This is a genomic window from Marinobacter shengliensis, from assembly GCF_030297115.1.
In the GTDB taxonomy this organism is placed as follows: domain Bacteria; phylum Pseudomonadota; class Gammaproteobacteria; order Pseudomonadales; family Oleiphilaceae; genus Marinobacter; species Marinobacter shengliensis.
Window position 1 is genome coordinate 26417 of the sequence record NZ_AP028063.1, and the last position, 26967, is coordinate 53383.

The window sequence follows — 26967 nt, forward strand, 5'->3', positions numbered from 1 at the left end:
AATTACTCCTTATAGATCAATGACCTTCCAACCCGACCCAAGTCTGAGAACAGTTCCGCCTTCTTCCTGTTCTGTAATTAAAGCTGCGGTCCCACGCTGGTACGAGATAGAATAATTTCCATCGGCTCTGTATTTCAGGATTACCTCATCACCAGTTGCCAGCCCGGCGTCACGAATGTATTTCGTCATGCGGGTTAACCGGTATTCATTCCGAGTGCCCCCGAAAAATTTGTTGTTGTAATAAATGAATGCGAACTCCCAGAACCTCCCTTCCTGATCCTCGAAATGCAGATGGGCACGTGGGTTAAGTTGAGCACTATCAAGCTTTGGAAAAAAAGATAGTATTTCTTCTTTTCGGGGTATCAAAAGCCCGGCTTGGTGGCCCCCGGTCTCTCCCGTGTCGTTCGCACTTAAAACCTTTACGACTCTGTGTTCACTCATGTTTGCCCCGTATTATCAGTAAACGGAGAGCGCTGCAGCGCTTCAAGTATATCTGCATAGTCTTCATCTTGGCCCCCGGTCCCAATGATGGCCGCTTCGGCAACGTTTCGTTTGCGGTGTAACCGCTCATCCATCGCTTCTTCAACCGTTCCGGCGTAAATGAGCCGTCTCACTGTTACTGGGAGCTCTTGGCCCCGTCGGTACGCACGCGCTGAAGCCTGGTCCTCTAACGCTGGGTTCCACTCCGGATTGTAGTGAATGACGTGGTTCGCTGACGTAATGTTTAAGCCCGAGCCTCCCGCCCGGGGATTTAGAATCAAAACTGCGGGGCCATCATGCATTGAGAAACGATCAATGAGCTGCTGACGCTCATCAATAGCGAGTCGACCATCAAGAGTCGCTGCCATGACGCCGAATGTTCTGACAGCCATTTCTGAAATCAAGTCTGCCATCTTTGTATAGGAGGTGAATACCAAAGCCTTTTCGCGTCGAGAAAAGATTTCATCCAGAAGTTCCATGAGGCGAACGAACTTGGAAAAACCGACATTCGGAGCGCGGCCTGGGGCTCCAATAATATCCGGATGTGTACAGAATTGTCTCAGCCTGCCCAATGAGACAAGCGTGGCAGCTTTTCCATACTCTTCGAATACCTCTCGACGCACTCTCTCATACGCCGAGGCTTCGACCTCACTCATTTCCAGAAACTCAGGGATGTCTATTCGTTGTGGCAGGTCGGTAGCAACATCAGCAACGCGTCTCCGAAGCATGAGTGGTGATATAAGTGGCTCCAGCGCTGAAGCAGCATCGACATCGTCAACATAGCTCGATTCGAAATTATTCAGGTCACCCAGATAGCCAGGGACCGCAAAATCCATTATCGACCAGAGGTCACGCAACCGATTCTCGACTGGAGTGCCTGTGACTGCCAAACCGACCCGTCGACTAATTTCCTTGACTGACTTCGTACGCAGAGCCTCCGGGTTCCGGATATTCTGGGCTTCGTCCAAGATGACCACATTCCACTCAATCATCTTCAAGAGAGATAAATCTCTGATGACCGTGTCATAGGATGTAACGACTAGATCAAATCCCTTTAGATCCGAGGGGCTACCTGTGCGCATCGCTCCCTGATGTTTGTACGCCCTGAAGTCCGGGCAGAACTTCTTTACCTCACGAATCCAGTTTTCAAGGAGTGAACCCGGCGCGATTACAAGCGCTCCACCTGCAGCAACCTCTCCTCCCGGATCACGCAACGCACTAATCACCTGGAGAGTCTTGCCCAGCCCCATCTCATCAGCAAGCAGCCCACCTAGCTGTTCGCGCATTATGAAGCCAAGCCATAACCAACCGTCACGCTGGTAGGGATAAAGCTGCGCTTGAATGTTTTCTGGATTGCCAGTGCCGCCATGCTCCGAGAGGAGGTATTTTAGGGAATCACTTCCAATCTCATCGACTACCGGGCCGCCCTTGCTGGCGACTTTTTTAAGGTGTAAAAACCCCCTTAAGGTTTTTGGCATACCGTTTTCTGCGGTATATCCGACTTCGCTCATCAGCGATAAAACCTCGTCGGCAGACCCCGGGGCCTCGGGGTACCATGTACCCTCATGCACCACATGACCACGCGCCAGAGCCTCATTAGAAACCAGAAAACTGAACCCTTGCTGAGTCCGAGCCCTGATCGATAGGAATGGCTGCCCTGAGACCTCATCAGCAGACATGACCAAAGCCAGCTCAACCGGATAGCGAGAGAAACTGATCTCCTTGGCATCTCCAGATTTCCCGGCAGCCAAATCGGGCCATGGCGAAACTCCCTCTAAAATGGATTCATAGACCTGTTCCGCGCTGACAGAGATGCGATCCTTACCATCTTCTACTTCCAGAACGTCCCCATTTAGGACCCAGCTCTTCATGTCAATACCGTCCTTACAACTTGGTTCTAAGAGCCCCCCGCTTCAAAACAACCTTACTATGAGGATTTCTTAAACGCATCTTCTATAAAGTCCGAAATAGTGTATAGCCAAGTTTTTTGGCTGTCTGAGTAAGTACTGTGAATGCGCCCCGGAACAACAAGTTGTAGCTTTTTTTCCTGCATTTGATCAGTTTGACGCTCCGAAATCCCAGCTTCGAGCGTTGCGAGATACTTCTTTTCTAATCTGTCGCCTTCAGCCAGTACCTGCCGCCATCGATCTTTGCATGTAGTCTTGGCGCCTAGCAACGTAAGCCGTTCAATAGGAAAGTTGGAGTCGTGATATGCAGAGAAGCTGGGGAAAATCCAGTCCGGCTGCTGTCTACCCTCTGTGTAGAGAGTTCCTTTGCCCCGTTCGAAGGTCAGACCGTGCTGTTCAAATACAGTTGTAAGGTGGTTTTCAAGCGAATGCCCCATCCGGGATTTCCTGCGATTGTGGACGCTCAGAGAAAAGCTTACAAATGCATCTACATCGAGACCATCGGCTCCAAAGCCCTCTCGCAGTCGATGGGCAACCAGATGCTTTTCGTAAGCTCTAAAGAGAAGCTCTTCACGATCCAACCATGCGAGTAATGCTAGATCGGCATCATCACGAGAATCAATTCCAGTCAGATCCCTAGCCAGACCGGAAAGGACATCAGTTTTGGGCAGGCCTTCAGGGAACCGCTCAAGCAGCATTTCCAGATCGTCATCAACGTCCTTTTCCCGGAAGGGTTTTATCCCGATTTCTTCCAGTAGCAGCCGCAATGGCAGGATCATGGACTGCTCTGGGAGTGATGCTGGCTTCAAGCTTCTGGTCAGATCCTGCAGCCCGAAAAGATGCCTCAACTGCGCTTCAGCGGGGGAACCGCGAGGCGTAAATATCAGAGCCAGAGAGCCGTTGCGGTTTTTCGCAACAACCAGCAGGTCGCCCTCCCGGATTTGCTGTGTCACCTCGTTTTCATCGTAGTAGAGGCGGTACTCTGGACTGCGGGCAGGGTCATCGCGACGACAGTCATACCAGCTTGACTCTGCCTCGCAAATAACTGGTGGAAAATCATCCACGTCAGAATGACTTGGGAGATACGCATAAGTTGTAGAGTAACGAAATGTTTCAGGCCCGACGCCCAGCAACTTGCCCATCCCGGCTCTTACCAGTCCTCCAACCTCATGCTGAGTTGAATTTTTACTGGGAGCCGCATCCACAGCTGTCAAGTACTTGGCGGCTGCCGCATCAAAAATCTCACTCACTGTATCTAGCATTCATTCCTTCTCCTGTCCTGAAATCTCCATATAATTAGCATCGCTATTGAGCCAGCTCTTTATCTGGGAAATTATATCCGCCAAGACCCGGCGGTTTTTCCCTCGCAGTGCACACTCCCATACTTCGCAGACTCGCCAACCCTCTGCGGCCAGAAATTTTCGATTACGATGGTCACGGGCACGAGTGGTTTGAAGTTTATCGCGCCACCACTCTGAATCGGTGTCTGGAATTTTGCTGAGGTGGCAGCCATGAAAATGCCAGTAGCAGCCGTGAATCTGCACCACAGCTCGGTGTTTCGGCAGTGTTAAATCGGGCTTTCCCGGCAGATCTTTTCTATGGAGAGAGTAACGAAAGCCCTCCCGAAAGAGGGCCTTACGCACCAAAACTTCCGGTTTGGTATCTTTGCTCCGAATCGCCTGCATATTGCGGCGGCGGGTAGCACGATCGTGTACATCAGCCATTAGGCTGCTTCTGAGCCCTTGCCACCAAGTTTCGCCTTCGCAGCAAGGATGCGAGGCTTCATCAACTGCGCCATAGCCCGGAATACGGGGACCGCAACCGAGTTACCAAACTGACGGTAGGCTTGGGTATCTGATACCGGAATTTTAAAATTCGACTCGCCTGGTTTATCAAACCCCATCAGACGCGCGCACTCTTTCGGCGTAAGCCTGCGGGGGCGATGGTTCTCCATGTTCAATAAATCATCAAAGCCCGCGGAATGGTCCCACCCCCGATCTACAAGAATTTCAGAACCATCCTTGTGGTACCGTGCCGAAAGGGTACGGGCGATATCATTTGGGCCAGTCAGCCCAAAACCAAACCCATTTCCTTTTTTCCGGTGCCCTTCAGCGTAGTCGAACAGATACTTCCAAAGCTTTTTCGTGAGGATGTACTTGGGATCGACTTCATTGTCTGGCTCCAAGATTTCACCGAAAGTTGGGACGCGTTTCGGTTTAAGATTCTCGATATCTTTCAGAGTGAACCCTTCGTGAATTCCCAGATCGCGGCGGAATCCCACCAGTGCGATCCGCTCTCGGTGCTGGGGTACAAAGTGCTTCGCGTCGATGACTTTAGGATCCTTGGTGCCATCGTAGTCAACATCTGCCACGGCATACCCCAACTCATCAAGGGCTTCAAGAATTACCGCGAACGTTTTTCCTTTGTCGTGGCTTTTCAGATTCTTCACGTTCTCCAATAAGAAAGCCGCTGGACGCTTGGCTTTGAGAATTCGAGCGACATCGAAAAACAGTGTGCCTTGGGTATCACATTCAAAACCGTGCTTGCGACCTAGCGAGTTCTTTTTCGAGACCCCGGCCAGTGAGAAGGGCTGGCAGGGAAACCCAGCCAAAAGCACGTCATGATCCGGGATCGCTTGGTCTATATGGCGATAGGCTTCTTCTTCAGAGATTTCCGGCTGATCAGACAGTGTAACTTCACGGATATCTTCGTTAAACACATGGTCTTCCGGGTCGCTATAGTGATTTGCTTTATAGGTTCTAACGGCGTACTTGTTCCACTCGCTGGTAAAAACACACTTGCCACCAATCTCGTCAAAACCGCGACGGAGACCGCCAATGCCAGCAAAGAGATCAATAAAGCGAAACTCATGACCGGCGTCCTGGAAAGGCTTTGGCAAGAAACTCTTCAAGTGCTCATACTCTGAATGACTGAGCTTGGCCTCGGCACGACCTTTTACCCAACGATTGATACGCTCTCGGTTCCAAGAGTCATAACCCAAGTCATTGAGAGCATCAGCCAAGTAGGCTTGGTCGTATATCTCAAGTAGTTTATTTACTAACGTCAAGCCTTCTTCATCCCTCATTGCGCGCCCCCGGGTCAACTGTGTGATAATTTTTCACAGTATTCTCCCTCAGGGGGCAAAGGTTTACCAGCATAGTTCCAAACTTTAGTTACCATTGCTGGCCGAAACTAGACGTCTCAAAGAAGCGTTCAGTGTCGTTCGGGCTACTCTGAAATGCGCGGTAACTTCGGTCTTTGTGATCTGAGGATCTGAAAGCATGGCCGCTGCCTTCTTCACATCAGTATCAGACATGGCTGGTTGCGGCCCCCCTTCCAACCTCGGGCCCTGGCTGCTTGAAGTCCAGCCATCGTCCGCTCTCGAATCAGGTCGCGCTCGAACTCAGCTAGAGCCCCAAAGAAATGAAAAACGAGGCGGCCACCGGAACTGGTGGTGTCGATGGATTCCGTCAGGGATTTAAATCCGACGCCTCGATTATGGATGGTCTTGACCAATCTCAACCAAGTCTTTCAGAGAGCGAGCTAGGCGATCCAGCTTCCAGATGATCAGAATATCGCCTTGCCACAGCATAGGTAAGCATTGCGACAGCTCGGGTCGCTGTTTCAATGTCCCAGTAAATTTTCCTAGAAGACCTGTTCGGCTCCGGCTTTATCCAAGGCATCCATCTGGAACTCCGGATTTTGGTCATTTGTGCTGGCCCGTGCATAACCTATGATCATAAAAGATACCTTTTCTGCTCATAGATTGTTGTACATCAAACAAGCCGAAATCGGGTATTTTTGTTGGGTGAGCGATAACATCCAACAAACGACCCTTGACGACCGTTTCTCCAACAAACACCCAATGTGAAGCCCTGTTTGGCGTTCCGATCCAGCCGGTCCAGGCCGGTAATACTGTAGTACACAGATAGTGCACAAATAAGTAACCGTCCGATATTCCCATCTTGACCAGCGTAAGCGTAACCAAGCTCCACCCAAAGGGGCGTAATTACTCCAAATGTGCGGAACCTTCGCATTTCCCAGGTTTTCTCTCTCCTGAGATTTTTGCCTATCCACGGCAAACATAAAACCCGACATCCGCCGGGTCCTGCTATAGTTCGTGTGCATCGTTCGTCATAGGTGATTCCTTTCGTTAATGATCCAAACTACTGTCTTCGTAAACCGCAATGTCGGTAGCCCAGCCACCGGCGTTGACTAGTTCACCACTCTTATCAAGCTCCAGCATTTTTTCGACTTGTGCTTTCAAGTCCATATCAAAATTAAAATTTTTCAGGTCGTAGCGCGGCGATTTCATTTGCCAGTAACCCATGCCCTGATCGAAAGCCAACTTGATCGTACGCCCCGAGGCCAATCCAATGCTAAGTATCCGACGGTGGGTAAGTTCACGCCTATCATTATTGACTTGAAAGTCTACCTGTTTGGCCCCTAGAACGGCCCTAAGAAACGCACCCGAGACGACGCGCTGCGTTTCGGCGTTTACCCAATCGTCCCACGCCATTCGACTATCCCGACGGCCATCTCCGGGCATGGTTATAACAGACAATGATGTTTCATCGCCTACTTCCACCGCTTTCAAAATATTGGCGAGCATTACTACCGCCCAAGGAGACTTGAGATAGCGATCCTCGTACTGCAGCGAAACAATTTTTTCTTGATCAATGGCTTCCGCATAACCCGGAGCCTTTTGCTTGAGTATGCTCCAGAAGTTTCGGGCCAAATCCTGAATGGACCCGTTCAGTTCAGTGGTCAGCTCTAACACCGCGGCGCCGCTAGGCTGAGCTGACCAACCTGCCATATCGAGCGTGCTGGCCGAGAAAGCAGGCTCCTGATGTGAATAAACCCACAAGGCCTGGTCATCGCCGCTCAGCCAGTTTTCACCGGGACTCTGGGCGTTGGTGCTGTTGGTGATCAGAGTAACGAGCCCGCCCTTTTCAAACTCGAACTGAAGCGGCATTCTTATATCTGGATTGGGGTGATCCTCGCCGGTTTCTGAGACGTCGATACCGAATCGGCCGAGATTGGCGAGCTCCTGTTTGATCTCCTCACTCAACGTAGTGCCCTTCGGCAAGATTAGAGTTACTCGCAAGCCATCAATAGCACGCCATCCCATGAGTTTCCGGCGAAAATCAGGGTTACCGAGATCCCACTCGCTGGGGTCTCCTTTTAGACGCAATGAGACAGCTTTCGCACCTTTGTTAATCCAATGCCGGACAAATCGCTCAGGATCATACGGCCAGTAGGCTGCGCCGGGAACAGAAGCGAAAGGTTCAGGTAAACATAGATGGTTTCTGATACCGCTGTGAGCGACCCATTCCAGTGCCGCCTTACGGTTGAGCTCATCGAACTCCACCCGGCTGTCTTTGCTGGCAAGGCAGGCGGAACAGACATTGCCGCAGTTGGCCGGGCACTCAAGCTTTTTGAGCATCTTTTCAATCAGCTCTGCCAGATTCTCTAATCCCGTCAGAACAAAGCCCGCGCCACCGGCAACGTCGTCGTATACCTGGATGACGTAACGGGTTGCTCCTGTATCAAGGTCTTTGTCTTGCCGGACGCCGAAGCCCATTTCAGTGGTCGCAATGCCGAGTTGGTCCGCAATGGTATCCCTCAGCGCGACTGCCAGAGTTGTGGCAATGACCCGGCCACCTTCTGAGGCCGGTATCCATTCGCCGGTAATCGGGCTCTTGAGTATGAGCTCCAGAACGTCGGTCTGAGCTTGGTAGCCGAGGTATATCCCGGCCTTTACCTGCTCACCGGAACAATCTTTCTCTTTGTGGCTACCCGCATTCCCGCCGATGGGCTGGTGGAACTTGTCAGGCTGGAGATCACTCGGTATTTCGTGATTGGCGGACATGGAATCCGCTCGCCCACAGCTCAGGCAGACGGCGTACCCCGTCCCGTTTTCACCGCCCGAGTGATGGAAGACATGCCCTTTGTCACCGAACCGGATGAAACCGCAGCGTTCGTCAGGCAGCGAAATCACATTTTCATCTACACTGATCCGGGGCTTCTCAACAGGGATGAACTTCTGAGAAGTGACATCGTTGCTCGTTGAATCGTAGAAATCCGTGGTAAAGCCAGCTGGTCTGAGTACCCATTTGACATATTTCGGGTTAATCATGCTGTGGCACTGTGTGCATGACAGCTCACCACTGTTTACATAGGCATACTCTCGGTAGCCATGCGCACCGCAATTCTGACAACTCCATGCCCAATCGATTTTTTGTGCGCCATCCTGCGCGCTGTCGTAATAGGAGTACAGGGTCACACCGGCAGAGCGGTATACACGTCCATCGATGACAACCTGTGCTCCAGGGGCATATTCGCGGATGGCGATCGGTAGGCCCCTTGATGGTTTTTCCTTGTAAGTAAAGATGTTGTCTTCGCGGGACTTCTCCTGTTTGCGGGCGGTCTTATTGATGAAATCTTCGACGTTGTAGGTATTGAGGTTCACTACGTCTGTGGGAAAGCCATACCCCGGCAGGAAAGCGCGGGCCGCCAGGTCGCGCAGTAAGTACTCCTCTTCGTGGCGTTTTTTCTCGAGTTCCAACGCTTTTTTGTATGCATCATCCGACGCTTCGCGATGCCGTTCGTTCAAGCGGCGGTATTCTTCCCGCCAGGACGATGACAATTGTTGGATCACTTCTTTGCAGTCGGCTGCCAACACGGCAAAGGATGTGGCAGATAGCGCTGTGTTTTCTCGCGTGATCCGGCCGACTCCCTTTACCACATCGTTTTCAGAAGATCCGGCTGCCAGTGTATCCAGCCAATCGACAAACCGTTCGCACACCGATGGGTTGCCGCCGAAGAACCAATGAACGTTCAATCGGGTGCGATCATCATCACTGTCCGTTTCGGACTTGAGGAAGTTCGCCAGCAAGAATGAGTTCACGTGGCGTTGCACTAGCGGCGCCGCACTGAGGGTAATCACCGGTGCGGGAATGGCCGTTACCCAGGGCCATTGGGGGTTCTGGAAGGCCCTGATGTTGTGCGGATCTGGTTTACACAGCGTGTAGGCGACGGCTCTCGGCTCGCTACGCCGGCCAGCCCGACCCGCTCGCTGGAGATAATTGGCTGGGTGGGGTGGTACGTTATTCATGACCACCGCCGAAATACCGCCAATATCGACGCCCATTTCCATGGTGGTGGAACAATTGAGAACGTTGATTTTGCCTTTTTTGAAATCATCCTCGTATCTCTGTAGGCGCTCTGCAGCTTGCTGTGCGGAGTGTTCGGCGGTGCGATAGTAAAAGCCGCCCTCAGCGGTTCGATCTGAAATGTCCGTCCAGAGGTTTTGCTCACGAAGAGACGCAACAACGTCATTTGCCGCAACGCGGTTTCGGATAGACCGGAGCACACCTTCCGTCTCCCCTTCCGGGGCAAGCGAGGTGAATTCAGGCATATCAATTCTTGTGCATCGATACTTCTCTACTTCGGCCTTGTTGGGCAAGTAGGGAGTTAACCCACGGAATGTAGTGTCGATTAGCCGGTTTGTAACCGGGCATACCCAAGCCGACTTGGGCAGAGAAAAGGTCAGTGTTTCGCGGGAAAGCGCATAACCCCCACCCTGAGTTTGCAGAATCTGTGATTTTACCAATGCTTGCCAGGCGGCCTTGAGCCAACCGTTCAGCTTGTTTCGGTGCGATTCCAGCTCGGTGTTCAAGCCTGTTCCGAGAGAAAGCACCTTGACCAAGCGCGACGGCGAACCCTTTTGAAACTGAGGCCACGCCTTGTCTCTGGTGCCACTGACATCGCTGCCCGGAGCGTATAGCTCTTTCGGCGCGAACCGCGCGCCCATCCATGAACGCTCCGTTTCGCCAAACCGGAGAAAAGTGTTTTCCCTTACGTGGAAGTCCAAGGCAACTTTCAGAAAATCTTTCCAGTCGTCCAGGGTTAGCCGGGATTCGCTTTTGCCATCTGCCGACGGAGCCTGAGTTTCGGTCCAGAAGTCGGGTGTGTGTGTTATCTGCTCCAGGCCTTTGTAGCCAACAGACACGAGACCCAGCGTTTCCGTGCTGTTCTGGTTTTTGGGCCGGCGGGCGAATTCGCGCAAGAGGAGAACTCGCGCCATGGAATAGCTGCCCTCATTGCCTTTGAACAACTGTGGGTTGGCGTAGCGGTTGTAATCCAGAATTGAGTATTTGAGGTCGTTCGTGGCGGCTAGATCCTCGACCAGTTCAGGCCAGGGAACCTCCAAACGGTCTTCTGAACTCCCCCCACTATTGAGTTTCTCAGCTTCAGACCTTACCCCCGAAGCAGCAGCGTGCATTCCCATTTTCTCAAGCTGCTCGGCTTGCTGTATTAATTCTTCATAGCTAGCCGTCGGAGCATTTTTAGGGCCGGCGTTAGCCTTTGCCTGCTTATTTCTCAGTATCTGAAATACTAACCCTCTCAGACGCGAGCGTTCCGCTTCCTGCTGCATACGCACCGCCATACGAGCAGTGCCCTGGCGGCTATCGGTAAAGGTGATCAGCTTGCGGCCACGCCCCGGCAGGGATTCGGGTGATTCCCCATCGCAATCTTCGCGGGAAGGGTCAGGACAAAACTCCAGAACCGTTGGCACGGCGTTACTGACGTAGAAAGGTGATCCCAGATACGACTTGCGCAGAAAGCCGCCTGGCGTTTTGCCGGCGCTACCACAGTTCACGCAGATCGATTCATGTTCGTCCGCCTGTGAAATCGTGATGCTGTTTTCGGCGTCCAGCTTCCCAAGCTCTGCCGTGTCCAGATCCAGATCTTCAGAAACGAAGGCTTCGTGGGGCTTGGGCGCAATGACGGTACGCCCTTTCAATGAGCTCCCGGCGCTGTCCGAAAGCCCGCTGTCATCCGAGTCATCTTCCTGCAGTGAGAACTCATCACCGACATAGGGGCTGGCCTGACGCAGATACGGATGAGCATGCTCAGCCGTCAGGTGAGGTGTCTTGCAGTCGTCACAAAAGCCGACTTCGTATATTGGCGAACCACAGTCACATTTCCCACGCTGCTGAACATAAACCTGGCCGAATGGCCAGTCTTTGAGATCCTCGGATTTTGCGGAGCAGCCGGGGTTTACGCAGCTCCAGAGTCCATGAAGCATGCGTTGAAACAGGTGAGCCCGTAATTTCAGGAATGGCTCTTTTTTATCCGACGGTTTGGTGTCGGTTAGCAAATCCAACCATTCCAATAGTTCCTGCTGTTGTTGAACACCCTCTTTACTAACCAACAGAGGCCCCACAGAGCCGGAGAGATCGTTAAGGCTGACGGGCTTCGGTGAGTTGACTACCGTATTCCGTATCAGCTGTGCCGTTCTGGATTTGCAAAGGGCGTCGAATCTCTTGGCCGAGGTTGTGCTTCCCACTTCGATTGACTTCAACTGTGCCAGTGACATGCCGTTGTCATCGCCGTCACACTGAATTTCCGGAACCTGACGCTGACCACCGATCACTACAACCTGGTGCAAAGGAACACCAGCCAGACCCGCAAGGTATTCTCTCAATCGTTCTTCAGCCTTCTCATCAGCGATGGTCGCAGATGTGGCGACAAACCGGATATCTGAGGCTTCGCGGCCGAAGGCTTCGACTACACGGCGAAGCAGTAGAGAAAGCTCAGCAGCTTGAGATCCGATGTAGGTGTGGGCTTCGTCGAGGACAATCCAGCGAAGAGACTGCGCTTCCCGGGACTTCTGAATGATCGGATCATCCACCTGACGGACGAGCATATACTCAAGCATTGTCGCGTTGGTCATTAGAATAGGCGACGGATGCTCCCTCAGCTCCTCCCGTGAGAGGATTTGATTGGGTGCCTCTTTCTGTTCTTTCCGAACAGAGGCTCTAGATTCTTTAGTGTTGCCGTTGTAAAGACAGAACCTGATGTTCTGATCGAACGGCCGGGTCCAGGCATCGAGACGTTCCCGCTGCGAATTGATCAATGCGTTCAGAGGGTAGAGAAACAGCGCTCGCACGCCTTGCAGTGGTCTCTTTGTCTGCTGATATTCACTGACGAGATCCTGCAAGATCGGGATCATGAAGCACTCGGTTTTGCCTGACCCGGTCCCAGTGGTGATTACTGCAGACTGTGGCTTTGCAGCGAGCAAGGTTCGCCAGGCAGTCAACTGGTGCGTGTAAGGCTTTATATTCGGGTCGAACCGATAGTTTTCGTTGGGCGCATTGGCCAAAGCAGAGATGACTTCACTGCTGAGCAGTTCGCCCTCAAGGGCCTTAAAGGTAATATTGCCCGGCTCCCACCCAAACGTGTGCTCGAAGACCGGTGGCGCGAGAAAACAGCCCTCCCCGCCCAATCGGTTGCTCATTTGCTTTGCCAAATGGGCTCGCAATCCGGGGTCACCCAAGCCCAAGATGCTGAGCGTGGACTCCCGGGTACGCTCTAGTGATTGGTTAATAAGATCCTTGAAATAACCACTCATTTTGATTCCTTATTCTTCTGTTTCGAGCAAAAGATTTGAGAGTACCAGTGAATAGGTAGGTTCATACCAAGCGTCACGGTCGAAGTCCGAAAGAACCCGAACAGCGAATTTCAATTCTGGAAGCGATTCAGTGAGGTCTGAAAAATTGGCTTTTCCTGCTGTGACCGCCGCCATAAAAACAGGCAGGTAAGCCACTGCTCTCGAAAACCCAACGTCGGGGAGGGTCGTTATTTCCGCCGGGAAGCTCTGCTGGTGAATCCAGTTTGTGAGCTCCACCTTGAACCATTCCGGCCATCTCTGGTCGTCCGCATGATTACGTCGCAAATCTTCAAAGCATATCTTCGCAAAAACGTAAGGAACCTGTTCCAAGTTCACGTGCTTTGGCTCTCGCAAATAGTTCGAAAGATGCATAAAGCAGGGAATTGCGGTAGCGACGCTGCTTATCCGATCCTCTACGAGTTTTTCAGCTAATTCTTCGGGGATGCCCTGGTCGACAAGAAAATTGCTCTGACCAGCCCGAACATCGATCCAGGTCTGCACATTCACCGTTTCCCAGATCACTGCAAGCTCGTTACTCAACCGCCTACAAAACGCAGGATCAAACTCTAGCCGAAAAACTGCCGCTGCTATCGCTGAAGTATTGTTCGCCAAAGCCTTCCAACTCTCGAATGCCGACAAGGGCAAAGTGCTGTATTGCTCTTTAAGGGCCCGAAGATAATCCCAACCACTGTGAGAGAAATCCCGGGCCATCGCCGAGATGACTTGATCAAAAGCATTAGGATTGTGCACTGGGTGAAATGCTTTGGCGGCCGAATGCAGGGTGTTTACATGAGATTCGGATGTGTTAGCAGAGTCCTCCGTAACCCAGACCGTTGGCCGGAACTTAACGTTGGATTCGGCCGGGGGAAATAGTAACCATGGACCGTTTTTCATCATTTTCGGTGGGATTTCGAATACCCCCATTCCTACACCCTGGGATACCCTCTCTGGAACCTCTACTGGAATTGCGCGGGGATCGTCGAGTCGCATACCCGATACTCTGACCGAGCTTGCTGAATCACATGGAATATCTGTAACTACTTCGAGCCTTCCTGCCGGTGACGGGCCCTCAAGACGGGCATCATAACGAACGATATTGAGCTGTTTGAGGATGCGATCTGTTTCGACGCTAATGCGAACAAATGCGTCTTGATTGGACGTTGTTCCCAACATCTGTTGAATATCTTCCTCGAACGCATAGAGGCTAATTCTTTGCGCCTGGGCATTCACCGTGAAAGGATAATGACGACGGAAATTTGGAAGTTGCGGACACACAAGCTCAAGAGAAACAAAGAATTGTTCTCTCGTATCGGGCTTTGGTGTCAGCGTCATAGACATCCCTATCAGCTGATCGAGGGATATCAAGCCACCTTTAACCTCAGTGCCCACATCGTCATAAAGCTGAGCCCCAGTCCTTGGATAAGGTAATCTCAGAATCACTGGTTCACCAGGATGAAGGCCATCCGAGAGCGCAACGTTAACCTTTTGCGGAACCTTCCCTCGTACAATCGGCTCCAGGGTTATCTCACAACCATCGTCTATTAATTGAGTTTCGGCCCGTATCGAGTCATCAAGTATATGAACCGCAAGCTTCCTCACACTCCTCAGAATTATTTTGGCGGAGCTGTGAGTGGAAGCGGGAACCGAAATTACTCGCAGATCTTTGGGTATAACACCAATCTTTCGGCGAAGAACGGTTTCTCCTCCCTTCGCAACGGCGCTCAGACTGAAGCTGCCAACTTCATTTTTTTGATAATCGAATTCCAGGGATTTACCGTTTGCGAACAGACTGATGTCCTGATTATCCTCATTTCCAGTAGCCCTGAGGTTTGGCCACCCCCTATAGACAAGATTGGGAAGTGTGTCGTACAACGACACCGTTCCGGCCAAAGTTGGCTTTGTGATTACTGCATTTGGGTCAAACCGCACAACCACTCGCGAATCCGCACCTACGAAGGTGATGTCTTCCGATACGCGGATCCATTCTGCTCCCAATTGATCACTTCCTAACAGCTCACTCTTGGATAAATCCTCAGAGCTCAACGCCGGGGGCACTCTCACCAACGCATATGAAGCCGCCAAGGTTGTAGACGCTGTTGAGGCTAGTTTTAACTGCCCTCCGTCCTCAATGAAAATTAGTGGCAATGATGCAAAATCGACTTCGCTTCCCTCGAAATAGAAGGCATCGATTCGCTGTCCGTTCGATAGAAGCTGAACGGTCAAAGGGAGCTCCGGATTCACCCGGCCAACTCGAATTACTCGGTTGTTAATCTTTAACGTAATCTGCGAACGATCGTCATTCACTTTGCCATGAACAATTCCCGATCGCCTTAGCAGTTCATCGCCTTCGTAGAAAGCGACCTCTACCCTAGTGCTCTGAATGGGGGCACCTTCAAGCGAAATCGAAAGTTCTGAAGGCAGAAATACCTCTGTTTCGAGCGCCCAATTTTCATAGGTGCCTTTTAACCAGTGATCACAGGAAAAGTTTTTCTCGTCTGCTTCAATCCGCTTTTTCTCAGATCGACTCTTGCCAGCATCTTTAAGCCATTCATTGATGAGATTGCGCGCATTACCCTCGCTCACAGGGAGAGGAGAAAGCTTTCGCCAGTCAGGTGCATGCTCGTCAAGGTAATCGGCCGGATCTTCAATTGATGCAATGGGATGGGCTTCTGCAATTCCCATCAGCCACTCAACAATGGATGCGATCAATAGATATTTTTCATGGGTCCTAAATGTCTGCGGAAAATACTGGGCGTAATTCGACACAGTCGAAGCTATGTCGCCGCCTAACTGCTGGACTCGATAATAGTTAGAAATCGTCCCACGAACAGCCCGACCGAAGCCGTGCGTGTCACTCTGAATCAGGCGCCAGGGTAATCCACCTTCATCAAACAGAGAGCCAAGATAATCATGACCATTGGTTCTCAGGCGAATTGGACGTCGCCAAAACTCCAGCCCTTTTCTGACAATTTCTGAATGACGCAAACTTGGAAGCTTGATTGAAAGCGGTTTCTCGAATCCCTCCCAAGACCATCCGAGGTTGGTGCCGTCGTATTCTCTGCGATATTTTTCAGCAACGAAAAGACAGAAAGCAGCCGACCAATATACCGAATGCACGGGACTCTCGATATCGGGCAAAGTCTGTCTCAATAAAGTCGGAAGATAGGCAAATTCTTCATCAGTCACGTGGTATAGGTATAACGGACTTCCATCTGGCCCCGAAATCATACCTCTAATGAACAAAAACTCATTCACCCAGGCTTTTGACTTACTTCTCATGCCCATATCCATTTGAAAGTCCTTTTTACGGCATTTCTTCTTCATTTGCTTTGGACGATTTCATTGACCATAGCTACTGCTTTCGCCAACTAAATCAGCAAAAAATTTTTATAATCTGCGCCTTACTGTTCCTGGACCCAGGTAAAACACTTTGCTTTCAACCTTTGTGCTCCATCGAACCGATATGCGCACAATTTTCCGCCGATCCCACCGGCAACGCTGTAATCCAGGCAAGCAATGCGCTCATTCAATGGAGCCGGCTCCCCTTTCATCCAGTAATGCCCCACAAACAGCGGCTTCTCACCGTCGTAACCGGGTAAAACGTGAGAAGCTACTGGTTCATGGGGAATTTTATCGATGACCTCTTCCGGTACCATGGCAAGATCGCGATAGGTCAGCTCACCCTCGCGCCACCATTCAGTGCGGATGTTGGTTCGCTTATTCTTATCTTTGTCGAAGAAGTGATGGTCGCCCGGAAGCGGAATCTCCAACCCTTTGAGAAGAGTTTCAACGGCCTCATAGGCTTCTGAGCCCTTTCGACTTGCCTCCTCCCAAGCGGTCGGAAGTAACCGGTTTTCTTTATTGGTGTACTTGGCTATGGCCGCAAGATGCTCCGGGTGCCAGCAGGCGTGTACTACTCGAAATTCCGGCAAGTCCAGATACACCGGCAAGGTTTTGAACCACTCGATCATACTGTGGTGCAGCTCGCTGCCTTCACCTACTTGCTCCAGAAAGGCTCTGTGCTGCTTCAGGTTCTTTTCGGTATGGGGGCGAAGATGTTCACTAAGGTTTTGCGGGTCTTCCGTAGCCCAGGCTACTGCGTTGAATTCGTGGTTGCCCATGACCGCCAGGGCGTGGCCCTTTTCGACCATATTTTGGGCAATGGTGACGGTTTCCACCTGTTCAGGGCCGCGGTCTACAAAGTCACCCAGGAAAATAACCGTGCGCTCGGGGTGCTGCCACACGCCGTCTGTTTCGCGGTAATCCATCTTGGCGAGGAGGGCTTTGAGTTCAGTGGCGTGGCCGTGAATATCGCCGATAAGGTCGTACATCATTCATCCTTGCTTGGTGAATCTTTCTCGCACAGCACAGCTTTAACAGGCAAGAAGGTTAGGCTGCGTGTCATTCGGAGTATAAGCAATACTGCGTGAAGTTTGGGACGATACCAACAAACGTAACTATTGTTTACATGTCTGAGAATTTTTTCGCCAATCACGTCACCTTTTGACCTGTCCCGGCATACCCCTTGATCGCAAACCATTCTTACAACAGGGTGCGACATCCACTGTCGCATATCGGCTATAGGATTACCGAAGTTGAAACAAACAGCGAGAAAGTGATGAATCGTGCCGAAAAAGAAATGCTCAAGAAACGCACCGCAGAACGCGAGGGTTTATCCGAGGAAGAGTGCCGAAAGCTGGATGAGCTCAACAAGCTGGTCCACGATGTACACTACGAACTCTTCCCGGAAGAATACGATTCCATGATGGATTCCATCGCAGACGCCAATGACCGTCGCCGTGGTATTAATCCTATGAGTGTGGACTACACCGAGAAGGTAAACGCCCGCCGGAAAGAGCGCGGGGTGCCACCGCTGGGAGCTAACGGATTGCCTACAGATGATTCTAGCTGGGAGGTTGCCCGGGAAGAAGCGTTGCGGAGAGTTAACACCAAGGAAACATAGTTTTTTCGCTGCTTTAATCACTACGACCGGCTGGAGCGTATGCTCCAGCACTGGCGAAATATCTCATGCGTCACCTGTCCTTCGAGTCCGCCTCAGCCCCTGCTTAAGCGTGGTTTCAATCTCATCCCGCAACCACGCCGGCTCCAGAATATCGCAATGCACCGCCTGAGCGGTGAGCCACCAGCGCAAGTCCTGGGTGTCGCCCACGGTGACGGCCATTTCGAAGGTCTTGTCATCAATCTCAGTGGTGATCTGATCAAACCCCAGTGGGGATTCGATCAGGTGGTTCAGCACCGGTTTGTCGCAGCGTAACTTCAGATACACAGGCTCATCGGATTTCAGGATGCCCATAGCGCCGGAGTGGATGTACAAATCCAGATCAAAATCTTCCGGGCGCTCGATGAGCTCTTCCACCACTTCAGCTGCCGTCGCCCTGTGCAGCACCAGCTGGCGAACCCCTTCTCTACCGTCGATAGTGCCGATCAGGTACACGTTCGGGTCCCGGAATATCAGCCCGAACGGATGCACCACAATCTCTTCCGGCTCCGGCCAGGTTCGGGCCTGGTAGGTGAGTTTGCACTGGTATTCCCGGAGCAAGGCTTCGGTGACCGCTTCCAGAACATCGGCATCAACAGGCGGGCGCGCACCTCCTAACCCCCGATTGATCACCCTGACCCGGTCTGGCCATTGGCCAAGGGGGTTCTTTTCACGCAGCAGCGTGCGGTGGGCTTCATCGAAGTGAGGCTTTAAGTGGGACAGCGCCCTTGGGGGCAGCATTGGCGAGAGGTAGGCCTTCGCCAGCTCAAACGTGAGTGCTGCCGGCAGATCCAGCGCCGGTATGATGTCCATGGTCGCATTGCGATCGAACGACCAGCGGTAAGGCCGGGAGTTTTCATCAACCAACAAAGGGAAATCTGCACTCAGCTTTTCCAGATCCCGCTGGATCGAGCGCATGGTTACCGAAAAGCCCTGCTCTTCCAGGCGGCTCGCCAGTTCGGTGGTGGTGATGGATCTTGGGTACCGGGGCACCATCCGGAGCATGGTGAGGTAGCGAACGGCCGTGTTGGACATAGCGGGATCCTTGTCTTTTCTCGAAGTCGACAGCTTAAGCGACACATTCTGACGCTATGTCATGCTAGATTCTTGTGCTGCCCAAGTAAAGCCGGTGGCCAATTCTGCCAACGACACAAGGAGCCCTGCCCTGAAAAAACACAACTTTGCCTCCCTCCTGCTAGAACATGGGTTTACCCCAAAAACCTACGATTTCGACTCCACCATGCTGGGGTTCCAGCACGACATCTTTAATGCCCTGATCCACAACGACCCCGTGTTCAGCGAGCAATCATTCATTCGCGAGCAGCCCGATTGCCCCGATGCCCTCTTGCGCTGCGAGCTCGTCACCCAGTCAGATGATCTTCCCGCAGCCGTTCAGCATTTCTATGCCCGATGGTTTGAGGAGCTTCGCTATTCGAATTCTGTGCTGGAGTTGCTCAATCTGGAGATGCACGAAGATACCGCCAGCATTCACGTGCTGACCATCAGCAAAGCCAATGCGATGACGTTTGTCTTTAACATCCAGCGAGGTGCGTGATGATTCTGATATTAGCTACGTTGGGGGCGGTTCTCTGGGTAGTGGTGTCGATGCTGTGCATAAGCTATTTCAATGACCACGGTGTTGGCTGGGAGGAATGGGAGGCCTTCCCGGTGTGGATAAAGATTCCGATCCTGGTGGTTGCGCCGGTATTTTTTATTTCCTGGTGGGTGCGTTAAAAACAGCTAACCATCGGCTGAGATAACCTCCACATCGCCTACCGGCTCCAAGTCATGAGTACTCCGTACCGGCTCACACACCAACGGTGCGGAAATATGCGCTCGCATCAGCCCCCGAAACGCATCCGTCTCGTGAAATTCCGGATCCAGCCACAGATCAAACTCCTCTGGCCGGAGCATCAGCGGAATGCTTTTCGGGTGGATATGGCTGAACCTCGGGTGCGGCGGCAGTGTGATGACGGTGAATGAATTCACCTGCTCGTCCCCGAAATGCCAGGATTGCCATAGCCCCGCCAGTGCAGTGGCCTCATTCTGCGGGTGAATGTTGTAGACCTGCTTACCCTTCCATTCGTGAAATGCGCTGACTGGAATAATGCAACGCTTGGTCGGATACACCTTTTTCCATAACGGACTGCTGGTCAGCCGATCGCTGCGGGCATTGAAGGTGTGGAATTTCGGGTTGGGCCGAAAACCATAGCCGTTTGGGTTTGGCTCGATCAATAGCGACCAGATACCTGGTAGCAGATACCGGTCATCCGCCGCTTCTATGACAAACTCGCCGATTCCGCCCGGTGGGACGTTGTGCTGGGGTCTGGGTGCAATGCCAGACAGCCCCAATTGTTCCATCAGCGTTTGGACTTCCGGAGAGTCGGTTACGTTGTAACGTCCGCACATACACTGAATCCTTGCCCGACCTATCTGAGGCAGTGTAGCCAAAATCCAAGGGCGCTCTAGGCCCAGGCTTGAGGCGAATTCGCAGTTACCAGGCTTAGTGCAGGACATGCTTACCTCATACACTGTTCTAATGTACAGTATTTTGGCGAGACAACACGAGCGGATCAACCCATCGCCGGACACAATGTCCTATACTCGGACTAATGCAGCTGCCTAGAAGGCGGGAGAAGTCTGTATGAAAAGCGTGATACTGATGTTTGTTGGTGGCTTGGTCGGCGGCCTGATCGGACCGGTGACAGCGTTGGTCGGTGTGGCAGCTGGCTACGTGGTAGGCCGCGCCCTGACGCACTCAGGAGTTACCCGGAAGCCTGCTGAGAATCAAGCTCCCTGTCGGTGAGGCCTCAATATAAACCGTATTTCCTGATCCTTTTGGCGTAACAGGTGACCTCGGGGGCAGCTCCAGATATCTGTCCACCAGAAATAGGCCCTGCCGGCCTGGACTTCGTTTGCCTTCGTGATCGCAACGTCTTGGACTTCATGGCCGCATTCCGGGCAATACACCGTAGCGGTTCCATCGGTTACCCAGTCATTAATCCGCTCTTCAACAAGGCCGAAATGGCCGTCCGGTAACCGACTCACCTTGCGGGTGTCGAAGGTCGAGTTGGCTAGCCAGATCGGCAGAGCCTCCCTCGCCGCTTGGGCACTGACGTTTTGAATCACCGTTTTCTCGGCGTCTTCCCTGGCCCAGGCCAACAACACTCTTGCAGGCACCGTCACATCGCAGAAAAAACCCTCTTCCTGGTCCTCGCTGGTGGCTACCAGTATTTGCCCCTCACATCTGGGAAGTTTCTCAAGATGCTCTTGAATCAAGACCTTCAGCTCGCTTTGGCGTTCTTCAGCGGCAAGCTGACGGCGATACGCCCGAGAAAATAGTTTTTTTAGATAGTGCGGAATGGAGTTCATAGTTACCCGATTATGGCCAAGCTCTTTGCTTTGGTGCATCGCGCTGTCAGCGTGACCTACCGCTGCTGCAACATCCTTTCAATCATACTTGATTGGTCGAGACTGGGCGTACGTTATCAAGGAGGTGTTGAGAAACCCATAGCCACCCGCAGCAGATATGAACCAGGTTGTGGTGCGGTTTGGGTTTATTGGACAAGACCCATTTCATCACTCCACCTGATTAACCGTTGATAAGCTCGCTGGCCAGCAACCTCAGGCAGGGCGAACAATGATCTCTAAGCAGCGTGTGGCTCTTATTCTCCTACTGGAGGGTCTCGCCAGTTCTGGCGTACAAATGGTCACAATACGCCAGACGGTGGCGTTTGTCGGCAGCTCCGTGCTTTGCACCTCTATTATCATCAGTTGCTTTTTAGCGGCCCTGGCGCTTGGCTATTATCAGGGCGGGAAAACGGCACCTGAAAAATTTACCAGAGCCCTGTTGGTAAATCTCATTGTTGCCATCGGATTGTTCGGCATCGGTCTCTCCTACCCGTTTGTCAGCTGGTATTTTCTGACGGTCGCAGACATTACTGCGGGCATCCCGGGACTCCGCAATCCCCTGATCCATCTGCTGAGTTTCTGTGTGGTCATCATGGGGCCACTGGTTTTCTTACTCGGACAGACAGTTCCCCTGCTACTCAACACAGCAGACCAAAACACCCGAAAAAGTGAAGCGGCCGGCAGTGCCACGGCTTTGAGCACGATCGGTAATGTTGTTGGCTGCCTGCTAACCTCTTTGGTGCTGATGTACTTTCTTGGCGTGGGCTATTCCATCGTCATTAATTGCGCAATTCTGGCTATTTGCGCTGTATTGGTGATCAGTCCCGAGCGATCGCCCTTGAAATCCGCCCTGATGGGCGCCGCCGCACTCTCACTCGCCATCACATTTGTTGCCAACGTGCGCATCCCGGGCCAGCTGTTTGCCGCGACCACCCCGTACAGCGATATTCATATTGCGCAGGATGCCGAAGGCAAGCGCTTAATCATCAACCGCAGCTCCGCCTCCTATATTGGCAGGGAGAATCGCGAAGGCTGGCCCTACATTGAGATGATGAAGCAGGCCATTTTTTCCGATGATGTGACCGGAAAGCACATCCTCGTGTTGGGCGCCGGCGGATTCACTTTGTCCGCAGAAATGACCGGTGGTGCGCGGTTTACCTACCTCGACATTGATCCAAAGCTGAAATCAGTGGTTGAGGAAAACTTTCTGGAGGAAAAGATTCAGGGGGACTTCGTTGCTCAAGATGCCCGAGCCTATTTGCTGACCAGTAAGCGGCAATGGGATGTCATCGTCGTGGATCTTTACACGAACGCCGCCACCATCCCGATGCATACGGCCACCTTTGAATTCTTTTCGCTCGTATCCGAACGCCTGTTACCTGACGGCAAAGCCATTTTGAATATCGCAGCCAACCCCAGGCTGACGGATCAGTATTCCCTGACTATGGATAACACGGTTCGCCGGGCGTTTTCCCGGTGCGTGACAGACATCACTGGCTACCGGGATGGACTGGAGAATCTCGTGTACCTATGCGGAAAGCCGTCCAGCAAAGACCCAGTTGCGGGTTTGTATCGAGATGATACAACCAGAGTAACGGTAGACGGATATTTGTCTGCACTGAATGGCACGACCGAGCAGGACTGAACATGGGGAAGAATCAGCCTCAACAACGAACAGAGTGGATTTCGGCTTCTGACGTCGGACGCACCGTTTTCTGCCCGCATTCTGTGGCGCTCAAATATCAGGGTGCCAAGCCAACCAAGCAGGCTGTCCTGGCCCGGCAGCAGGGTGAGTTAAAGCATGAGGCATTGAACCGGCAGGCTCGACAGGACAAGCGCTGCTACGTGGCGTCATATCTCTATGGCGTGGATGATCCACGAACCAATGTTCTCCGAAAGTTTCGAGATGACGCGATATTAAAGTGGCCCGGAGGAGCCCTGCTCGACAGGCTCTATTATCGACTGTCCCCACTGGCCATTCACTTGAGCCAGTCATCGCCCAGGATTACAGGCATTTTGCGCTTCCTGGTGGATCGACTGGTGTGCTGGTGCTCCCGAAGAGGGAATCAGTCATGACAGGTTTTCTTGCCTCGGCACTGCTTTTATTCGCTATCGCAGTCGTCATTCTCTGGCACCGTCTCAAACGTTCAGATGCGCTTGGCATTGATGGCCGTTTAATCTGGGTCGACGACGGACGGCGTACCAAGCCGTTTTTTAACGCCAGGTACAAGGTGTTCGGCAAACCGGATCTGCTCTATCGCGTGAACGGCGGTGTTCTGGCGGTCGAATACAAAAGCCGGAATGGCCCGATCTTTGAGAGTGACATCGTGCAGGCAAAATGCGCCGCATTGTCCGCAAGGGGCGATCAGTACAAGGTCTCCAGAATCCTAGTCAAAACAGGACAGGCCGAGAAATACATTATCCTGCCCCGCTCTGACCGTGCCCTGTACCGGGAGATTGAATCCGCAACAATTCTAGCCAGAAAAGCAAAAAATGGCGAGGTGGTACCCTGTCTGCCGGCGCCCCGGAAATGCCGTTCCTGTGCCTACCGGGACCATTGTCGGGAATCTGCAGGTAATTAATACATCCACCGAGCAATGCTCTTCAATCCCTGTCCGTCGCGGCACCGTCTAAACTCAGCGATTTTGGTACTCTGAAATCTCCTGCTTAAGGCTGGCATACCATCCCAGCAAATCATCCTCGGTGACCTCACCCTGGGTTTGCTCACTGGCCTTTTGACGCTCGATCTGGGCGCGTTGTTCAGCATAGACATCGTGAAGTGCTTCAACCGAGATGTTATAGCCTTCATGCTCGTTGAGTTGTTTACGAAGCGCTTTGAAGGCAGAAGGGCCAACCGGATGTTTGCGCTTCATTTCAATATCTTTAGGCCGAATATCGAAAACCTTGCCCCAATGGTCGACCGCTTGCTCCCAGGCTTGAGATAAGGTGCAGTCTTTTGTGATGAAGAAGCGGACTGGGTTGCCGGGCTCATTCACGGAGAAATAACACCGCTCCTGATCAATCCGTTCCCCGGTAGTGATTCCCATAGTGATACCCCGGAACCCCACACCACGGCATGGGCGCGTGTTTGGGTGATTCGTTTTTAAGGCATCGATGTATTTCAAAGCCGCCGAGCGGGCAGACCAACGGGCATCGTAATAACGCGCTCGTGTTTCCTGATAGCGATGCCAGAATTCATTTGGAATCGCAGACGCTGGAGGAACCAGGCTGAAGTACTTTTGGTAGCGCTTACCTCTTAGTGTCGCTGTCACCTGCCAGCCATGAAAACCAGAGGATAGCTGGCCTTTCTCATAGAAATGGATGGCCATAGGTCGGTATCAGACCTCCGTTTTGGTTAGTGGAAAATTGCACAAATGGGTCTTACTTCTGAAAGCAGTACGCCAAGTACCAGGAATACGACTCACCCCAGCATTCAGTTTCCCATCAGCGAGGCCCTTTCTCCGCCGGGTCGCCCTCGACTAAAAAAGGATGCAACGTCTTGCGGCGGGCTCAAACAACCAGGAGAACCATTTCTGACTCACTGAGTTTCCCGGCTCAAGGTAAGAACGCCTGATTGCTGAGTGAAGTTCAGCTGGCTGAGGACGCTCATTCCCAACAACACCATGTCGGGATCCATGGCGGGACTGATGGTGCCGGGCACGTTAGTGAACCTCATATCGCCCAGACGGAGCTCCGGTATGATAGTACTCCACACTTTCACCTTACCAGCCGCCGTCTGTGCAACGCCGGGGCGGCCCCGAGTAAGGCCCGCTTTCTGGGCTACCGATTCTGAAATCGACACGGTAGTGGCGCCAGTGTCCAAAATAAAGGTGACGCTGTGGTTATTGATGGTGCCGTCCACCAGATAATGCCCTTGGCGATTGGCTTTCAGCTCAATTTCGGTGGCACCGCCACGGACATGGCTGACCAGTTGCTGATTGGGGTTGTTATTGCGGGCATCCACTCGGTCGAATAAATATGTCACAACACCGATCAATACAGCCCAAAAAACAGCAAAGTAAAGAATGTATCTGATTTCGGGTCTGATGGCACCGGGTTTACTCATCCCATTCCTTGCTGTGAATCCGCGACAGGCTGTTTTCTATTCTAACCCATCCTGAATTCCGGAACAGCCGGCCAACACGACGATGAATTCGAATCAGTATCCGTAAAGTACGGGCCACCAGAGCCGCACATAAATCACGGTTGTTCTGTCGCCCCTCCTCCTCGCGTACGAAAGGATCACGCAGAATCTGCAACGGCGCTCAGTTCAACTGCAGGCTGAGCTGGTGGGAGTCGCACTTTTCGGGCTCATTATCTAAACAAGCCACAATCAAGAGCTCCGCTGTTCTAGGAATGACATTCAGAAACTCTGTGATATCCACCACATGACTTTCAAGCCCCCGTTCTCGCCCAGCCGGTAAGCTTGAGCAGACAAGCTCATGTCTATTGTCAGGGGCATAGTCACACCGGAACGATGCAAACTGACCACAGGCCGTCTGTTCTGAGGAGGGAAAAACACACTGAACCGAAAACAGCTCTACGTCATCTTCCACCTGGAACGCGCCGTCCTCACTCAGATAAACAGACGCTGTATAGGGAAAGGTCTCATCGAACCCGGGAACCGAGAGGTCGTCATAGTAGACATCCGTATTCCAGGTCAGACTGATGATATCTCCCGGTGAGAACTGATTTTCCTGGTCTTCTGAGAACGCGGCCAGATTGAAAACACTCGGTTCCAGTGGTGAACCGGAAAACTCGAAAACAAGTTCCTTGTTTGCGTCAGTGTTGCCTGATGATGAGGATTTCTCGATAGCAGCCCCATCGCCCCCTCCCCCACCACAACCGAGGAGAAGAGAGGTTGTGAGTCCTATTAACGCAAACTTAAGGTGGGGCATGGCAAGGCTCCTCAGAAAAAAATCCATGGTATGCCGGGACTGCGGGGAGTAAATCGAGAATAGGTCTTTCGTTGATGTCCCTTTAACGGTTGAAAAAGGGCCCTCTTTCGAGGGCCAACCTCACTCAACACCCACCACAGGATCCGCGCACTCTCAATATGAGTAATGTCTCATGGGTTTTGAAACCCGCAACCCCAGGGGCAGGCCCGCCTCTATACAGAGTGTTGCCGCCGGGCCGCTTGGTCCTATACTGAGATAAGCGCAGTCGGATCCGTCAATCCTTTGAAGGTCGCTTGGGTTTGGGCCTACCGCCGACCGTGAGTGGTGTTCTTGACATCATATTTTGGCCGGCTCGACCAAGTTATGTTGACATAACCCTTAGTCGTGACCGCCGCTCTTAAACAAAAGCGAACATTGATGCCTTTCACCTATAAGCGGACATTTTCGAGGCGTATTTCACACTGCCAATAATGACCGCTTTCTGATAATGGCGGCACTTTTAGAGCGGTGGAAACGGCTAACTAGTCTAGCAATAAGACCTTGGACTTCCCCCACTTCAGTGGGGACGTAAATTAACCGACATTGCTAAGCAGCGATTGGGGGCAGGTCAGTGGCGCAAGAGCCAGATCCTCAACGTAAACCCGCAGGCCCCGGTTTTCATCAATGACGCAATCAATAACATGTTTGATTGCCGCCCGGTCCCAACGAGGCAATTTGATGTTTTTTTGACATTACTGTGAGGTTTTCTGCACAGCCAATGACCTAAGCTCGGGCTCGAAAAGCACAGCCCGGAAGGGTTTCCTCCTCTCAGGA

General features: G+C 52.2%; 20 protein-coding genes and 1 pseudogene. 6 read left to right on the forward strand and 15 right to left on the reverse strand.

The window, feature by feature from the left end; all coding sequences use genetic code 11:
* Window positions 1–9: 9 nt before the first annotated feature.
* The 9 genes and pseudogenes from QUE75_RS19855 to QUE75_RS19895 form a co-directional block, all read right to left on the reverse strand.
* On the reverse strand, window positions 10–441 hold the full coding sequence (locus QUE75_RS19855; protein WP_286255958.1) for an EcoRII N-terminal effector-binding domain-containing protein: 432 nt from the start codon (window positions 439–441) through the stop codon (window positions 10–12).
* The gene (locus QUE75_RS19860) at window positions 438–2351 is read right to left on the reverse strand and encodes a DEAD/DEAH box helicase (protein WP_286255961.1); all 1914 of its coding nucleotides are present in this window, start codon (window positions 2349–2351) and stop codon (window positions 438–440) included. The genes QUE75_RS19855 and QUE75_RS19860 overlap by 4 nt, the downstream gene beginning before the upstream one ends.
* A 56-nt stretch (window positions 2352–2407) precedes the next feature.
* Window positions 2408–3649 (reverse strand): type II restriction endonuclease, encoded by a 1242-nt coding sequence (locus QUE75_RS19865; RefSeq protein WP_286255963.1) that lies wholly within the window; start codon window positions 3647–3649, stop codon window positions 2408–2410.
* On the reverse strand, window positions 3650–4111 hold the full coding sequence (locus tag QUE75_RS19870; protein ID WP_286255965.1) for a very short patch repair endonuclease: 462 nt from the start codon (window positions 4109–4111) through the stop codon (window positions 3650–3652). It abuts the gene before it with no gap.
* The gene (dcm, locus tag QUE75_RS19875; protein ID WP_286255966.1) at window positions 4111–5472 is read right to left on the reverse strand and encodes a DNA (cytosine-5-)-methyltransferase; all 1362 of its coding nucleotides are present in this window, start codon (window positions 5470–5472) and stop codon (window positions 4111–4113) included. The genes QUE75_RS19870 and dcm overlap by 1 nt, the downstream gene beginning before the upstream one ends.
* 84 nt (window positions 5473–5556) lie before the next feature.
* Window positions 5557–6128: pseudogene (locus QUE75_RS19880) on the reverse strand (recombinase family protein).
* A gap of 412 nt (window positions 6129–6540) precedes the next feature.
* On the reverse strand, window positions 6541–12807 hold the full coding sequence (locus QUE75_RS19885; protein ID WP_286255968.1) for a DEAD/DEAH box helicase: 6267 nt from the start codon (window positions 12805–12807) through the stop codon (window positions 6541–6543).
* A 9-nt stretch (window positions 12808–12816) separates the two neighbouring features.
* Window positions 12817–16170 (reverse strand): STY4851/ECs_5259 family protein, encoded by a 3354-nt coding sequence (locus tag QUE75_RS19890; protein WP_286255971.1) that lies wholly within the window; start codon window positions 16168–16170, stop codon window positions 12817–12819.
* A gap of 77 nt (window positions 16171–16247) precedes the next feature.
* Window positions 16248–17177: a metallophosphoesterase gene (locus tag QUE75_RS19895; protein WP_286255973.1), complete on the reverse strand. Its 930-nt coding sequence runs from the start codon at window positions 17175–17177 to the stop codon at window positions 16248–16250.
* Window positions 17178–17464: 287 nt separating this feature from the next.
* On the opposite strand from QUE75_RS19895, the gene QUE75_RS19900 reads away from it, so the two are divergent.
* A complete protein-coding gene (locus QUE75_RS19900) occupies window positions 17465–17809 on the forward strand; it encodes a hypothetical protein (RefSeq protein ID WP_286255975.1) in 345 nt (114 codons plus the stop codon).
* A 63-nt stretch (window positions 17810–17872) separates the two neighbouring features.
* Here the strand turns inward: QUE75_RS19900 and QUE75_RS19905 are convergent, their stop codons facing one another.
* Window positions 17873–18880 (reverse strand): helix-turn-helix transcriptional regulator, encoded by a 1008-nt coding sequence (locus QUE75_RS19905; RefSeq protein ID WP_286255977.1) that lies wholly within the window; start codon window positions 18878–18880, stop codon window positions 17873–17875.
* A gap of 94 nt (window positions 18881–18974) precedes the next feature.
* Here QUE75_RS19905 and QUE75_RS19910 point away from each other — a divergent pair, with 94 nt between their 5' ends.
* Both QUE75_RS19910 and QUE75_RS19915 read left to right on the forward strand, forming a co-directional pair.
* Window positions 18975–19400, forward strand: coding sequence for a hypothetical protein (locus QUE75_RS19910; protein ID WP_041657540.1), 426 nt, complete (start codon window positions 18975–18977; stop codon window positions 19398–19400).
* Window positions 19400–19579 carry a hypothetical protein gene (locus QUE75_RS19915; RefSeq protein WP_286255980.1) on the forward strand — a complete coding sequence of 60 codons (180 nt, stop codon included), beginning with the start codon at window positions 19400–19402 and terminating at the stop codon, window positions 19577–19579. The genes QUE75_RS19910 and QUE75_RS19915 overlap by 1 nt, the downstream gene beginning before the upstream one ends.
* Before the next feature lie 6 nt (window positions 19580–19585).
* Here the strand turns inward: QUE75_RS19915 and QUE75_RS19920 are convergent, their stop codons facing one another.
* Both QUE75_RS19920 and QUE75_RS19925 read right to left on the reverse strand, forming a co-directional pair.
* On the reverse strand, window positions 19586–20254 hold the full coding sequence (locus tag QUE75_RS19920) for an SOS response-associated peptidase (protein WP_286255982.1): 669 nt from the start codon (window positions 20252–20254) through the stop codon (window positions 19586–19588).
* Window positions 20255–20632: 378 nt separating this feature from the next.
* Window positions 20633–21256: a hypothetical protein gene (locus QUE75_RS19925; RefSeq protein ID WP_286255984.1), complete on the reverse strand. Its 624-nt coding sequence runs from the start codon at window positions 21254–21256 to the stop codon at window positions 20633–20635.
* Window positions 21257–21485: 229 nt separating this feature from the next.
* Here QUE75_RS19925 and QUE75_RS19930 point away from each other — a divergent pair, with 229 nt between their 5' ends.
* From QUE75_RS19930 to QUE75_RS19940, 3 genes are read left to right on the forward strand one after another with little or no spacing between them, the layout of a single operon-like run.
* Entirely contained in the window at window positions 21486–22901 is a 1416-nt protein-coding gene (locus tag QUE75_RS19930) for a fused MFS/spermidine synthase (RefSeq protein ID WP_286255986.1), read from the forward strand.
* Between the two features lie 2 nt (window positions 22902–22903).
* Window positions 22904–23332, forward strand: a complete 429-nt coding sequence (locus QUE75_RS19935; RefSeq protein WP_286255989.1) for a CFI-box-CTERM domain-containing protein — start codon at window positions 22904–22906, stop codon at window positions 23330–23332.
* Complete coding sequence (locus QUE75_RS19940) at window positions 23329–23838, forward strand: PD-(D/E)XK nuclease family protein (RefSeq protein WP_286255991.1); 510 nt, start codon at window positions 23329–23331, stop codon at window positions 23836–23838. The genes QUE75_RS19935 and QUE75_RS19940 overlap by 4 nt, the downstream gene beginning before the upstream one ends.
* A 54-nt stretch (window positions 23839–23892) precedes the next feature.
* On the opposite strand, the gene QUE75_RS19945 is transcribed toward QUE75_RS19940, so the two are convergent.
* The 3 genes from QUE75_RS19945 to QUE75_RS19955 form a co-directional block, all read right to left on the reverse strand.
* Complete coding sequence (locus tag QUE75_RS19945) at window positions 23893–24585, reverse strand: hypothetical protein (protein WP_286255993.1); 693 nt, start codon at window positions 24583–24585, stop codon at window positions 23893–23895.
* Window positions 24586–24794: 209 nt separating this feature from the next.
* Window positions 24795–25322 (reverse strand): retropepsin-like aspartic protease family protein, encoded by a 528-nt coding sequence (locus QUE75_RS19950; RefSeq protein WP_127334538.1) that lies wholly within the window; start codon window positions 25320–25322, stop codon window positions 24795–24797.
* A gap of 199 nt (window positions 25323–25521) precedes the next feature.
* Window positions 25522–26154, reverse strand: coding sequence for a hypothetical protein (locus tag QUE75_RS19955; protein WP_286255996.1), 633 nt, complete (start codon window positions 26152–26154; stop codon window positions 25522–25524).
* Window positions 26155–26967 lie beyond the last annotated feature (813 nt).